This is a genomic window from Paenibacillus sp. J22P90, from assembly GCF_059692195.1.
The window spans coordinates 242754-256314 of record NZ_JCAUAY010000002.1; the positions used below are offsets into that span (position 1 = coordinate 242754).

Annotated in this window: 12 protein-coding genes; 1 reads left to right on the top strand and 11 read right to left on the bottom strand. The window is 47.7% G+C overall.

The genetic code is table 11. The features are described 5' to 3' along the window. Positions 1 to 34 precede the first annotated feature (34 nt). The 7 genes from AC58UX_RS05890 to AC58UX_RS05920 form a co-directional block, all read right to left on the bottom strand. Complete coding sequence (locus AC58UX_RS05890) at positions 35 to 1420, bottom strand: FAD-dependent oxidoreductase (RefSeq protein ID WP_497250442.1); 1386 nt, start codon at positions 1418 to 1420, stop codon at positions 35 to 37. A gap of 27 nt (positions 1421 to 1447) precedes the next feature. Next, entirely contained in the window at positions 1448 to 2290 is an 843-nt protein-coding gene (locus AC58UX_RS05895; protein WP_497250444.1) for a carbohydrate ABC transporter permease, read from the bottom strand. Next, positions 2280 to 3233, bottom strand: coding sequence for a carbohydrate ABC transporter permease (locus AC58UX_RS05900; RefSeq protein ID WP_497250446.1), 954 nt, complete (start codon positions 3231 to 3233; stop codon positions 2280 to 2282). Before AC58UX_RS05900 ends, AC58UX_RS05895 begins: the two co-directional genes overlap by 11 nt. 72 nt (positions 3234 to 3305) lie before the next feature. Then, positions 3306 to 4628: an ABC transporter substrate-binding protein gene (locus AC58UX_RS05905; RefSeq protein WP_497250448.1), complete on the bottom strand. Its 1323-nt coding sequence runs from the start codon at positions 4626 to 4628 to the stop codon at positions 3306 to 3308. Between the two features lie 139 nt (positions 4629 to 4767). Further along, positions 4768 to 5523: a response regulator transcription factor gene (locus AC58UX_RS05910; protein ID WP_497250450.1), complete on the bottom strand. Its 756-nt coding sequence runs from the start codon at positions 5521 to 5523 to the stop codon at positions 4768 to 4770. 4 nt (positions 5524 to 5527) lie between these two features. Continuing rightward, positions 5528 to 7222, bottom strand: a complete 1695-nt coding sequence (locus AC58UX_RS05915; protein WP_497250452.1) for a cache domain-containing sensor histidine kinase — start codon at positions 7220 to 7222, stop codon at positions 5528 to 5530. A 145-nt stretch (positions 7223 to 7367) separates the two neighbouring features. After that, positions 7368 to 8282, bottom strand: coding sequence for a helix-turn-helix domain-containing protein (locus tag AC58UX_RS05920; protein WP_497250454.1), 915 nt, complete (start codon positions 8280 to 8282; stop codon positions 7368 to 7370). Between the two features lie 136 nt (positions 8283 to 8418). Between AC58UX_RS05920 and AC58UX_RS05925 the strand changes: the two genes are divergently transcribed. Then, positions 8419 to 9642, top strand: a complete 1224-nt coding sequence (locus AC58UX_RS05925) for a glycoside hydrolase family 130 protein (protein ID WP_497250456.1) — start codon at positions 8419 to 8421, stop codon at positions 9640 to 9642. A gap of 255 nt (positions 9643 to 9897) precedes the next feature. Here the strand turns inward: AC58UX_RS05925 and AC58UX_RS05930 are convergent, their stop codons facing one another. The 4 genes from AC58UX_RS05930 to AC58UX_RS05945 form a co-directional block, all read right to left on the bottom strand. Continuing rightward, a complete protein-coding gene (locus tag AC58UX_RS05930) occupies positions 9898 to 10719 on the bottom strand; it encodes a sugar phosphate isomerase/epimerase family protein (protein WP_497250458.1) in 822 nt (273 codons plus the stop codon). A 37-nt stretch (positions 10720 to 10756) separates the two neighbouring features. Continuing rightward, a complete protein-coding gene (locus AC58UX_RS05935) occupies positions 10757 to 11920 on the bottom strand; it encodes a dihydrodipicolinate synthase family protein (RefSeq protein WP_497250460.1) in 1164 nt (387 codons plus the stop codon). Between the two features lie 15 nt (positions 11921 to 11935). Further along, positions 11936 to 13087, bottom strand: a complete 1152-nt coding sequence (locus AC58UX_RS05940) for a Gfo/Idh/MocA family protein (protein ID WP_497250462.1) — start codon at positions 13085 to 13087, stop codon at positions 11936 to 11938. Between the two features lie 206 nt (positions 13088 to 13293). Beyond that, positions 13294 to 13455, bottom strand: coding sequence for a hypothetical protein (locus tag AC58UX_RS05945; RefSeq protein ID WP_497250464.1), 162 nt, complete (start codon positions 13453 to 13455; stop codon positions 13294 to 13296). Positions 13456 to 13561: the final 106 nt, after the last annotated feature.

Consider the following 13561-nt stretch of genomic DNA (forward strand, 5'->3'; position numbering starts at 1 on the left):
GTCTCTTTCCCTTGGAGCCTTCCAGCACGCTCAATTAGATTTCCAAATATGCACCTTGCTTCTTGAGCTCAGCGTGGAGCTCCCCGATGGAGATTTCGTCGGTCGACTTATTCCCCAGTGCTGCTAACGCGGCCGCGACACCGCCACCGTGTCCGATGGCACCGGCAATTGGCGTCACGCGAATACCTCCCTGTGCTTCGAACGTTGTTGAAATGCATCTGCCCACCGTTACCAAGTTGCGGACTTTATCGTTAATTAAACTGCGATAAGGAATGCTATACGTTTCACCCGATTTTAGATGCTTAATTTCCTGATTTCTTTTCTTAAAATGCTCCTCTTGCTCGCCTTTCGGCGGATGAATGTCGATCGGATAACCCCCATGAGCGATGACATCGTCGAATGTGCGACATTCAACCAAATCATCTAGTGTAAGGGTATACAAGCCTTTTATCTGTCTGGAGCTGCGAATGCCAACTGAGGGACCTGACGATACGACGACGGAATGTTCAAATCCAACAATTTTATTTTTCAAAAACGTTTCTAGTTCTTTCACATGTCTTCTGCCTACGACCTCTGCTTCACTTAGACTCCACGGATCCGTGCTGTCGTAGCCCAATATTCGAGAGGTATTAACGATCACCTCGCCCGGGTTATTCGTCTCGAAAAACAGCAGATCATCGCGAACGCCAGTCAGCTCCCCATTGTCCATCGCTTTCTTCATCGCGCTGACGAAGCCGCCGATGGACAGCCGTTCTGCTCTTAGAACACGTTCCCTATCCTCTTCTGTCGCAAGTCTTGGGAACTCCTCAGGATGCGATCGGATATATTCCTTCACGCGAGGGATATCCACACCCCGAACCTTCATGTTCATCGTCATCGGTTGGGTCGCGCCGTCGGACTCTCTGCCTTTATTGAACTCTACGCCGGCCCAAGCCGACAGATCAGCATCACCGGAGGCGTCGATAAACACTTTGCCAAAAATTTCAGTAATCCCCGCTTTGTTGACCACCTTGACGGATTGGATCTTCCCGTCCGCTACAGTCGCTTCCGCGAGCATCGTATGGTAGAGCAATCGACCGCCGGCCTCCGTAAACATCACGTCCAATTCATGCTTCATCCCCTCCGCGTCGAACGGCGTGACCGTATACGTATAACCCGTCGTATCCTCTACATGTCCAGGTGATTTGCCTCTCGCCTTCAGCCTGTCGATCAGTTCGCCGGTAAGGCCTTGTACCACTTGTGTCGTGCCCGAATGAAAAGTCATCATCGGGCCCACGCCAGCAGCTGTCAACATGCCGCCAAGAAAGCCATACTGTTCGATAAGCAATGTCTTGGCTCCGCACCTGGCAGAAGCGATTGCCGCAACGGTGCCGGCAATGCCTCCTCCTACGACCACGACATCAAATTGATTGGTTGTCATCTCTAATTCCTCCCACGATAATTTTTCTTACTTCAACCCCGTTGTAGCCACGCCCTCGATGAATTTCTTCTGTGCAAAGAAGAAGACGAGGAGCAGCGGAACCGTCGCCATGACGGATGCCGCCATCAACAGATGCCAGTCAGTACCAGCCATATCGGTGAAAAGTTTCATCGCAATCGGCAGCGTAAACAACCGATCCGAGCTCAAATAAATTAATGGATCCAGGAAATCCTCCCAGCTGTTAAGAAACGTAAAGATCGCAAGCGTAGCAAAAGCCGGCGTCGCCATCGGCACCATAATGCGCCAGAACGTCTGCCACGGCGTGCTGCCGTCGATTTCGGCTGCTTCGTCGAGATCTTTCGGAATCGTAATATAGAACTGACGAAGCAGGAACACACCGAAGATCCCGCCCGCTCCGAGAATCGGCGGGATAATGAGCGGGAAGTGATTGTTGACGAGCCCCAGCTTTGAAAACCAGATGAAATTCGGGATAATCGTGACCTCATTCGGAATCATCATCCCGCTAAGCAGGATAAGAAAGAACACATTTTTAAATGGAAAATGGAGCTTTGCAAACGAAAAGCCGGCCAGTGCACCGACGATGCACGTACCGATCGTGACGAGAATCGCAATGTACACGGAATTGGCATAGTGGAGCAGAAAATGCGGCTGCGTTGTAAATACGTGTGAATAGTTCGACCACACAATTGGATTTGGAAACCACTGCGGTGGGAACAGAAAGATTTTGTTCTGGTCTTTAAGTGATGTCGTCAGCATCCACAGAAATGGGCCCACGATAACTAGTGACACAACAGTTAACAGCAGATACGTTATCGCGTTTCTAAGTAATCGCAATGTTTTATTGCTCATGATGCACCCACCTTTTTCTTAGATTCCACTGAAATATAGTGAGCAGCAGAACGAGGAAAAACAAAATAAACGCAACTGCCGAAGCATATCCCAAGTCGTACGTTTTGAATGCCAGCTTGTAGATGTAATAGACAAGTACATTCGTGCTGGTTCCAGGTCCTCCGTCCGTCATAACAACGATTTGAGAGAACACTTTAAGCGATCCGATCAGTGTAATAATAAGAGTCAAAAAGATAGATGGAGATATCATTGGGAGCGTAATTTTTGTAAACTGCTTCCACTTCGAGGCGCCGTCAATCGTTGCCGCTTCATAATACATTTTAGGCACATCCTGCAGCGCAGCCAGGAAAATAACCATGTTCATCCCGACCTTTTTCAACACGGAGACGATGATGACGACTGGCATGACCAGTTTGGTATTATATAGCCATGCAGGACCTGTAAGGCCGACAACTTTCAATATTTGGTTCAGAAGACCGGCGTCAGTCGCAAATACATATTTCCACACGATCGCCCACACGATTATGGATGTGACCACCGGTGTGAATATAGCTGTGCGGAACAAGCCCACTCCAGGAATTTTAGTCGAAAGCAAAAGGGCCAGGGCTAAAGCTAGAATGAGATTGAGCGGAATCAATCCTACCGAGAAATACAGTGTGTTTTTGATCGAGGTCCAGAACATCGGGTCGTCGGTTAAAATTTTACGGTAGTTGTCGCCCCCAACGAAGGAGGTAGCGTGTAACAGCGAATAATCCGTGAAACTGAGCCATAATGCGCTGATGATGGGACCTGCCATGAAGATCAGGAAACCCAACATCATAGGAGCGATAAACAGATAACCGTAAATGGCGTTCCGGCGTTTAAGCCTGCTGTAGGTGCCTTTTCTAGTTTTGGCGGCTATAGCAGTTGGTGTCTCTAGGGTCGTTGTTCTATAGGTTTCCAAAGTTGTCTCCACTCCTTTGTAGACGAGAGGCCAAGCAGTTTCGGCTTGGCCTCGTCATCTACTCAAATTCGGTTATTGCAGAACCGGCGTAACATCCGCTTCCATTTTCTTCAGAATGTCTGGAATTGTGCCGCTTTGTGTATAGATCGCATCGAAGTGCAGCTTCATTTTGTCGTCGATTTTCTGAAAGTTCACGAAGCCTTGGCGAACCCTTGCCCCAGCCATTTGATCGAGCACTGCCGTTTTCGTACTTTCAGGAGACGGACCTTGCTTTAAGAACGCGTCGGAATTCAAGATGGATTTACGGCTAGGCACGAAATATTGCGATGTCGTCGTCACGTTCTCTTTATTGGACAAGAACTTCACGAATTCAATCGCTTCCGCCGTGTTCGCTCCGCCTTTCGGCACCATGTACGCAGCGTAACCTAGCGTTGTGCCTTGACCACCTTGTCCTTTCGGCATCGGCGCGATATCCCACTCAAAATCCTTGATCGCTTTCGCTTTGCCCATGTAGCTCAGCAATTCCTGCTGCATAGCGATTTTACCGGATTCGAAAGTCGTTTGATCCCCCGGCTTCGGATGCACCTTCGATTTGAACATCGCATCGTTAAAATATTGCAGAGCCTGCTCCCCTTGCGGCGTATTTAGCGTAAATTTCTTACCGTCTTTGCTAAAGAAGTCGGATCCGAATGCCCAAACGAGCGTTTGAAGCGATTCAATCCAGCTAGTTCCCCAACCCGCAGAACGAACTAAGTTCATGCCATAAATTCCTTTATCTGATTGCGTGAGCGCTTGTGCTGCTTTCTGCATTTCATCGTACGTCCATTTGCCTTCTTTAAACAATTCGCTCGGCGTTTTCAAGCCTTTCTCTTTGAACATCGTTTTGTTGTAATACATCATGTTCGGTGGTGTCGAGAACGGTACGCCATACACTTTGTCGTTCTTCGTTACGAGGTCCAACGTAGATGGAATGAAGTCTGCCCAGTCGTAAGCGCTGTCAGATTTGATCGCGGTCAGATCCTCGAGCTGGCCCGTCTCCATGAACTGTGGAATGCCGCGCTCAAGCATCCAGATGACGTCCGGAGCCGTTCTCGACGCCATCAAGACAGACATTTTTTGTATATAATCCGCACCTGGTATAATCATGACTTCCACGTTCACGTTCGGCTTCATTTTCTTGTAATTTGCGATAATATCTTCGTACATCTTCTTATGCGCGTCGCTGCCCCAAATGCTGAAGGTCAACTTCACGTCTTTCGCCGGCGCCTTAGTAGCCGCTGTTGTCCCCGCCGGTGCGGAGGAAGCGCTGGTCGTCGTATCTTTGGATCCGCTGCATCCCGCAACTACGGAACTGAGTAACAGTAAAGATGTGGTAAAAAGCAAGGCTTTCTTCATCGTGTAGTATCCCCTTTTTCTTCAATTGATTGATTAAGCGTTTACAAGATTTATTATAAAAGAAAGACGTTACCCAAGATAACGCCACAAATTCCATATATGGTTCAAAATCGTAAGGTCATTTCTGGAAATATAGAATTTATATGCCGTTTATTTTATCTCTGTACTCCGTTGGTGTACACCCAGTCTGCTGTTTAAAGAGCGATGCAAAGTATTTATGATTCGCAAAACCGCACATCATTGCCACTTCCGCCACCTTCAGCGTCGTTTCCTTCAAGAGCTTTCTTGCTTTCTCCATCCTGCGTTCTGTCACAAAATCGGACAAGTTCTGTCCCGTCGCTCGCTTGAACATATCGGATAAATACTTCGGATGCAGATACACGCGCTCTGCTAAGAACTGCAAGGAGATGTCCTGGCTCAAGTGCTGGCCCACTAACTCCTTCACACGGCGAATCATCAGTCGATTCTTATCGTCAGGCTGCCCGGCATCCTTGCTCTCGTCGCTATCTGCTTGCTGCGAAGCCAAACGCTGGTCACTAATTTTCTGCAAAACTTCTGCAAGTTCAACCCGCTCAATCGGCTTAAGCAAATAGTCACAAACGCCATACCGCAGCGCTTCGCGAGCATACCCAAACTCGTCATAGCCGGAGATAATGACAAACGGCGTATCGGGATGCGACTCTTTAGCCCGTTTGATCAACTCGATCCCGTTCATCTCCCCCATCCGGATATCCGTTATCACCAGATCGACGCGATCCTGCGTCCGCAGCCATTCCAGCGCCTCCCGACCATTGCTGGCTTCTGCAATATGAAGCTGGGACGTGATCACATCCTCCACGATTTTCCGCAGTCCCTGCCGAATTTTCATTTCATCTTCCACTAATAAAATGTTCATGGCGCTACTCCTCCCATTGAAAAGGCATCCGGATACAGAACGTGGTCCCCTTCTCAGCGGTATCCAGAATCGACAAGCCATAAGGCTCCCCGTACAAAATGACCAGCCGCTGATGAATGTTACGAAGCGCGAAACCCTTCGTTTTCTTCTCTGTCGTCTGTTTGGAAAGCGGACGCTCTGGTCCGTAGAGACGCTGCTGGATAATCTCCCGTCGCTCCGGACTAATACCGCGACCATTGTCCGACACATAAATGAAGAGGTCCTGCCCCTCAGCTTTCGTGGAAATGGCAATAGTGAAGGGTACGCTTCCCATGCCATGCTCAATCGCATTTTCAACCAACGGCTGTAAAATGAGCTTCGGCACCATCGCAAACTCATGCGAAAAGTCCACATGAATTTCCGTCTGCAAGCCCTCCTCCAAGCGGAAGGTCTGGATGTTCAAATAATTTTGCACAAAGCTTAGCTCGTCCTTCAGATATACAAATCTCTCCTGCTTATTTACCGTGTAACGCAGCAGCTTCCCTAAACTCGTAATTACCTGTGAGAGGTCATGATTGCGCTCTTTCACAGCCACCATATTAATAGACTCCAAAGTGTTATATAAAAAATGCGGATTTATTTGACTTTGCAGCGCATTCAATTCTGCATCCTTCTCCCGCAGCTTTAGCTCATAGACTTCTTTAATCGTAATATCCAGCTGTGACACCATGTTATTAAAGCCTTCTGACAGAACTCCGATTTCATCGTTGGAATAGACCTGCACTCGCTCTTGAAAATCGCCCTTTTGAACGCGGAGCATCTTCCGCTGGAGACGAAGAATAGGCCTCACAAGCCGGTTCGATGTAAAAACAGCGGCGATAAACGCAAATATAAGGGATGCCACAGAGATCCAAAAGGTGAAGCTAATGAGCTGCCTTGCATCCGCCAAGAGATCGTTCTTTGGAATCGTACTGACAATCGTCAGACCGCCGACAGGAGTGGTAGTAACCGTTTTGAGCATATTGGATGTGTTCATATCCACCGTCTCAGCGTAAGACGGAGCCGACGACTCCTCATTAAACGGATAGATACATTGAAAATTTTCATTAAACACAAACAGCTTACTCATTTTAGACATTTTGATATTAGATAAAATTTTTTCAAAGCCTTTGGACGTCAGATCTATCTTGACATACCCGATTGGCTTGTTGGTCAACGGATTTTTAATGACCCGGGCAAACGCGAGTGCTTCTCTTGGCTTTTCAAGATAGTAGTTCCATTGCACCGGCGGCAAAATGACGAGCCCTCCATCCTTCTGCCTCACTTGGTCCATCCACTTGGATCCATCTGAAAACCAGGTAGGGGAAATTGTATCTGATAAATTGCTAAATAGCGTGCCATCCAAGGCAAAAATATAGACGCCTTCCAGCTCCGTTCGGTCATACACTAGCGATGAGATGAGCTGATTCATTTTCAAGCGCTCCTCAAAGGGAACATAGGCGCTTCTTGTGTTCGTATTGTGCGCTTCCAGAATGCGAATAAAATTGGAATCATAATAGATGGATATCGTTATTCGTTCAATCTCGCGAATATAGCGCTCCAAATTTATATTAACTTGTTCGGTCAACTGATCGGAGTAAGCTTTCGCATCCCGTTCCACGTTGGAAGAATACTTCTGATATGTCAAATAACCGCTAAACAGAAATGGTAACGTTATCATTAAACAAAACAATATAAGAAACTTCATCCGGAGCGATACGAACGGCGATTTATTTAGCTTCAAGTGATGTCCCTACTTCCCCATACATAGTGGCTAGTAGATGAAGTATAACGCGCAAGACAGAAAATTTACAAGATGGCGGACGTTATTTATCCATTTGTTGCTGCCTGAATTGCACTGGGGTTACGCCTGTATAGCTGCGAAAATGTTTAGTAAAATAGCTGGGCGACGTATACCCGATCTGGTCCGCTACAGCGTTAACGGGGAGTTCCGTGATACGCAGAAGTTCCTTCGCTTTCTCCATTCGGCTGAATTGCAGCTTTTCTCGAAAGGTCACACCATAGTAACTCTGCATGAGGCGTTCCAATTGACGCTGGCTAATGCCGATTTGATCCGCAAGCTTCCTGGAACTCATATCCTTATGCGGTAGTCGGAAGTAATCATCAGCCAGAAAACGTCTGGAATCATTCAGCAGTTTCTTGGGAATATGGTAGGTTGAACGCCTCTCCCCTGCAAAGCTGCGCACCGCATTAACGATAATTTGGGTTGCGAGACTTTGAATCACGGCATACTGACCAAGCCATTGTTGTTCAAATTCGTCCATGATGCTACGAAAAAGATGCACAGTACCCAATTCATCCTGTCCGAACCAGAAAGACGTGTTTAACAGCGTATTCCAAATTTCTTTGGTTTCTTGGGTCAGATACGTATCGTTCTTCTGCGGTTTCCGCTTGCGCAGCTTCACTTCGAAATTAATACAAAATTCATCCATAGGATCTTCGCTGTCAGCAAGCTGCCCATGATAAATGCCAGGACCTGTTAAATAAAAAGTACCCGGCTCTATGAGGAACGTCTTCTCCGATACCTCCAGCGTTCCTTTACCTCTCGTAATGTAGTGCAGCTCATAGCTGCTATGACAATGGTTGGGATATCCCCAAGAAGCAATCGGCGCTTCATAGTTAATGTAGATCAGGTTAATCAACATGGGGCCAAGCGGAATCTTAATATCCAAATCAGTATGGCGAATGGGTAATTGTGGCGATAAATGACCTACGGTCATGAGAATCAGCCTCCTCATATTACCACTATAACAGGAACGACATCTTTACGAAACAACGTCGTTTCCGTCTCTTCTCGACCAGTGTGTAAGTTAGTATGCTGTTAACATCAACTACTACTAGGAGGCTCACTGACTCATGCTACCCCAATTCCGCTATTCGCCAACACCGGCGCTCGTACCTCAACCCAACTGCGACTGGGCTAACAAAATGGTGCTCAACCCCGCTATCGTGCAAGACCCTAAATCTGATCGGCTTCATATGCTATTCCGGGCAACGGGACCGTGGACACAGGCACGTCAGGAAGGCAAGCATGACCCCTATCCGATCTTTCTCGGGTATGCGTTTAGTGATGACAATGGCATAACTTGGCAAGCAGATTTCTCTCGTCCTGCCATTATTCCCGGCTTAAAGCAGGAGAAAGAAGACATCTATATTACCGATATCCATGGCAACCGAGTTCGCGATTATTCGAATGGTTGTATTGAGGATCCGCGTATTTTTTACGTCGAAAACGAACTCTATGTGTCCGTTGCCTGCCGGATGTTCCCTCCAGGCCCTTATTGGTTGGAAGATCAGGATCCGCCAGTCATTACCAGGTATGAGTATGTGCCGAATTGGGTTCATGAAGGAGAGGATGCCTTCACCCAAACAGCTCGTACGAACGACACCGTGACCGTGCTATATAGGCTGCATCTCGATAAACTTAGCGAAGGCAAGTATGAGGAAGCATTCCAATACGTGTGCCCATTATCTGAGGGTCATGTCAGTGATAACCGTGACGTTTTCTTATTCCCTGAGAAAATGTTGATCGACGGCAAGCAACAATACGTTATGCTGCATCGTCCGATGAACCCTAAGCCGTTCCCGCAAGGCGACGAAGTGACCCGACCGTCGATTTATTTGGCAGCCGCCGAGCACATCGAAGATTTCGCATCGCCAAAGGCAACTCATCGATTACTCGCAACCACCCTCTTCGATTGGGAGGCTAACAAGGTAGGAGCTTCTTGGCCGCCACTTCCTATTGGCGATGGGGAATGGCTCGTGTCCTATCATGGTAAGAAGGATATTTACTTTGGGTATACCCAATCCTTCATGATCGTGAAGGAGCAGGAGAACAACTTCCCTGAGGTGACGCATCGCTGCCCGGATCGGTTAATGTACGCTCAGCAGGAATGGGAAATGCCCTCTGACTACCCAACTCCGTGCCTATTCACCACCGCTGGTATCTTTGTCGGCGAAGAATTGATTATGGCTTATGGCGCTGCCGATCAGAAAGTCGGTATCTCTTGGGTGAACCGCGAAGAGTTAATTGCGCACATTCGCCAATACGATTCACAAGGCAATCGAATAGACAAATAATACCAAGGGGTATGCTCTTGTGAGCATACCCCTTGTCCAGTTAGACGCTATGCGATACAACATAAATATCATCGCTTTTTACCTAATTTCTTTCGCTTCATATACTTTTTTTTGACTTTGGGTTTCGGCTTCGTTTGCTTCATCTGATCATCTGGGAGAATGATTTTATCCTCCTCCTCACGCCAATACAGCAACTGCGTTAGGAAATCCGTATCATTGATACTTACCACCTGCCTACCCAAGTCTAATTAGACTTTACACAAATGCCAAGTAACGCTGCTTTATTGTAGAAATGACTTCATCTCCGGGCTGATCCCAAATCGACTTATTGAAAATCTCAACTTCAATTGGACCGTTATAACCTGTTTCTTCAACCATTTGCCGTATCCTTCTTAGCTCTATGACTCCATCGCCCATCATTCCACGGCCAAGAAGCAGATCTGGCGTTGGAACGATCCAATCGGATACGTGAAAGCCTAATATGCGATTAACTGCCTTGCGAATTTCCCTATCTAACTCAGGATCCCACCATACATGAAACACATCAACGACTACACCCACTTCGCTTGGTGCATATTGCTCCGCCAATTGATTGGCTTGACCTAGCGTGACAATAACAGACCGTTCTGCAGCATACATGGGATGAAGAGGTTCAATGCCAAGTTTAATACCTCTCTCTTTGGCATATGGCACTAGTCGGTCTAAGCCTTCTTGCACCCAACCCCTGGCACGATCAATGTCGCGATCGGGAGCAGGGCCACAAACAAGTACAAGAGTCTCTGCACCAAGCTCTGCCGCTTCATCAACAGCACGCCGGTTATCATCCAGACGAGCCTCGCGTTCAGCCGCCGTTGCCGCAGGGAAATAGCCTCCTCGACAAAGACTCGACACACGTAAGCCAGAGTCTTTAATCAGCTTCACACTTTCACTAAGCCCTAGTTCAGCTACCTTGTGTCGCCAAGGAGCGATCCAAGGAATACCGGCATGGACGCATCCATTGACTGCCTCACGTAAACTCCAATTCTCCGTTGTTATTTGATTTAAACTAAGACGATTCATCGATGGTTGACCGCTCATTGCTTACGCCCTCCTCTTGATATATTTGCGGGTTTGCCTAAATAATTCCGTGTAGCGCTAACAAGAGTCGCATCCGCTCGGATGCTAGTTCGGGATCAACGAGGAGCCCCGCCCTGTCGGCGAGCACAAACAACTCACATAAATGAGTAAGGGAACGCGAGCTTTCCTGTCCGCCTAACATGCGAAAATGTGATTGATGCCCATTCAAATAGGCCATGAATACGATGCCCGTCTTGTAAGCATAAGTAGGCGCTTGAAAAATATGACGTGAAAGGGCGACAGTCGGCTCTAGAATTCTTTCGTACTCCGCCACATCCCCACGATCAAGCGCTTGAATGGCTGCGGACGCTGCAGGAGCAATCGCATCAAAAATACCAAGAAGTGCATGGCTATATCCTCTCTCATCACCACGGATAAGGGTTGGATAATTAAAATCGTCTCCGGTGTACATCTTAACCGAGCTCGGCAAAAGCCGACGCATTGCGATTTCTTTATCTGCATCGAGCAACGAAATTTTAATGCCATCCACCTTATCTGCATGAGCGCGAATGACTCTTAAGCAAACGTCCATAGCCTCATTCAGATCTCGATGGCCCCAATATCCTGCGAGTGCAGGATCGAACATATCACCGAGCCAATGCAAGATCACGGGCTGTGAGACTTGGCTCAAAATGCGGCTGTATACCCGTTCATAATCCTCAGGTCCCCGGGCAGCTGCAGTAAGTGCCCGGCTTGCCATAAGTATGATTTGCCCTCCCTTGCCTTCAACGAACGAGCATTGCTGCTCGTATGCCGCCTCAACAGCCTCGAGTGTTACATCATTCGATGGCAGAAGATGATCCGTTCCGGCACCGCAAGCGATGTGGCCATTCACAGCTTTCGCCTCGGCAATTGAACGAGCGATGAGCTCTTGTGCACGAGTCCAATGAAGACCCATGCCTCGCTGAGCGGTGTCCATTGCCTCTGCAACCGAAAGGCCAAGCGACCATAGATGCCTTCGGTAAGCTAGAGTAGCATCCCAATCTATTCGCGAATCATGCAGTGGATTCGTGTCGGCAAACGGATCGCAAACGACATGAGCTGCGGAAAACGCCGTACGGCTAGTAAGTGGACCATTCGGCTGAGTATACGAACCGCTTCGCCCAGGTATATAAAGCGATACCATGCCTCCTGTACGCAGGAGCTTCAACATCGTTGACAACGTGGTTTCCCCCTTTTAAATATGCAACTCCGGTACATCGATCCAGCGTCGTTCTTTCCAAGACTGCAACCCAAGCTCGGCAAGCTGAGTGCCTTTCGCTCCTTCGAACAAATCCCATTTGAACGGTTGATCCGCTACTACATGCTTAAGGAACATTTCCCATTGCACTTTAAAGCCGTTATCGAAAACCATATTATCCGGCACTTGCTGCCATTGCTCACGGAATGAATGCGTATTCGGAATATCCGGATTCCACACTGGCTTTGGTGTTTGGACGCGATGTTGTGTTTTACACTCACGTAACCCAGCCACCGCGCTTCCTTCGGTTCCGTCAACTTGAATGGTCAATAAATCATCACGATCCACGCGAACTACCCATGATGAATTGGCCTGTACAATGATGCCACCTTCCAATTCGAATGTCGCGTATGCTGCGTCATCTGCTGTTCCTTCATAGGTTTGATTGTATTCGTCCACGCGTTTGGGGATGTGGGTGACGCCAAGGCAAGATACAGCGCGTACTTCACCGAACAAATTGTCCAATACATACCGCCAATGTGCGAACATATCGACGATAATTCCACCGCCATCTTCTTTCCGATAGTTCCAGGACGGTCGTTGAGCTGGCTGCCAATCCCCTTCGAACACCCAATAGCCAAATTCCATCCGGACAGAAAGAATTTTCCCAAAATAACCGGAGTCAACTAAACGCTTGAGCTTTAACAAACCGGGAAGAAATAGTTTGTCTTGAACTACACCGTTCTTCAAGCCTGCCTCCCTTGCCAATCTTGCCAATTCAAGTGATTCTTCCAGGCTGATAGCCGTTGGCTTTTCCGTATAGATGTGCTTCCCTGCGCGAATAGCTTTGCGTAAGCTCTCTGCTCTCATCACCGTCGTCTGAGAATCAAAATAGATGGCGTTAGAAGGATCCGCAAGAGCAGCGTCCAAATCCGTACTCCAACGTGAAACACCATACTTTTCTGCCAGTGCCTTAACTTTACGCTCCTGCCGTCCAATTAAAATCGGTTCAGGCATGATGCTATCGCCATTCGGCAATGTCACACCGCCTTGATCGCGGATTGCCACGATGGAGCGTACCAAATGCTGGTTCGTTCCCATGCGTCCTGTCACGCCGTTCATAATAATACCTATTGAATGTGTGGTCATTGTAAAACTCCTTCCTTTTTCTCATGTTATTTAAACAACTTGAATTCCCGATAATTCGTCATGGAGAAGGGAATACGTTTGCAGGATTCGAAGGTACCGTTTGTAGCCAGAACAAATTGCAAGGGAATCGGTGTAGGAATAACAACAACATCCACTTCTGGATGGCAGCGCAGCATCTCCCAGTAATCTTCATAGTAAATGGATCCTTAAGATGTCAGCAGGTCATGCTGATCTTTATATAACGCAGGATGGATTTCGGCAAAAGCCGTGCATTTCAACAAACCTTGGACGGAAAGGGCTGCTAAGGTTTGAACATGAGTGCTGCCAAAGCCTCCTATACCGATGATTGCAAATCTGAATTCGCGCATGATGTAATCACATGACTTCCTCTCTGCTTCTCAACTTGTGCGTCGTGTTCATCATTCGGGTGATATTACTTGTACAATCTAATATATTCTGCTCTACGTTATCCAT

Excerpts from the sequence above, each read along its gene's own strand:
- AC58UX_RS05890 (WP_497250442.1), bottom strand. The coding sequence starts at position 1,420 with ATGACAACCAATCAATTTGATGTCGTGGTCGTAGGAGGAGGCATTGCC.
- AC58UX_RS05895 (WP_497250444.1), bottom strand. The coding sequence starts at position 2,290 with ATGAGCAATAAAACATTGCGATTACTTAGAAACGCGATAACGTATCTG.
- AC58UX_RS05905 (WP_497250448.1), bottom strand. The coding sequence starts at position 4,628 with ATGAAGAAAGCCTTGCTTTTTACCACATCTTTACTGTTACTCAGTTCC.
- AC58UX_RS05910 (WP_497250450.1), bottom strand. The coding sequence starts at position 5,523 with ATGAACATTTTATTAGTGGAAGATGAAATGAAAATTCGGCAGGGACTG.
- AC58UX_RS05915 (WP_497250452.1), bottom strand. The coding sequence starts at position 7,222 with ATGATAACGTTACCATTTCTGTTTAGCGGTTATTTGACATATCAGAAG.
- AC58UX_RS05920 (WP_497250454.1), bottom strand. The coding sequence starts at position 8,282 with ATGACCGTAGGTCATTTATCGCCACAATTACCCATTCGCCATACTGAT.
- AC58UX_RS05925 (WP_497250456.1), top strand. The coding sequence starts at position 8,419 with ATGCTACCCCAATTCCGCTATTCGCCAACACCGGCGCTCGTACCTCAA.
- AC58UX_RS05930 (WP_497250458.1), bottom strand. The coding sequence starts at position 10,719 with ATGAGCGGTCAACCATCGATGAATCGTCTTAGTTTAAATCAAATAACA.
- AC58UX_RS05940 (WP_497250462.1), bottom strand. The coding sequence starts at position 13,087 with ATGACCACACATTCAATAGGTATTATTATGAACGGCGTGACAGGACGC.
- AC58UX_RS05945 (WP_497250464.1), bottom strand. The coding sequence starts at position 13,455 with ATGCGCGAATTCAGATTTGCAATCATCGGTATAGGAGGCTTTGGCAGC.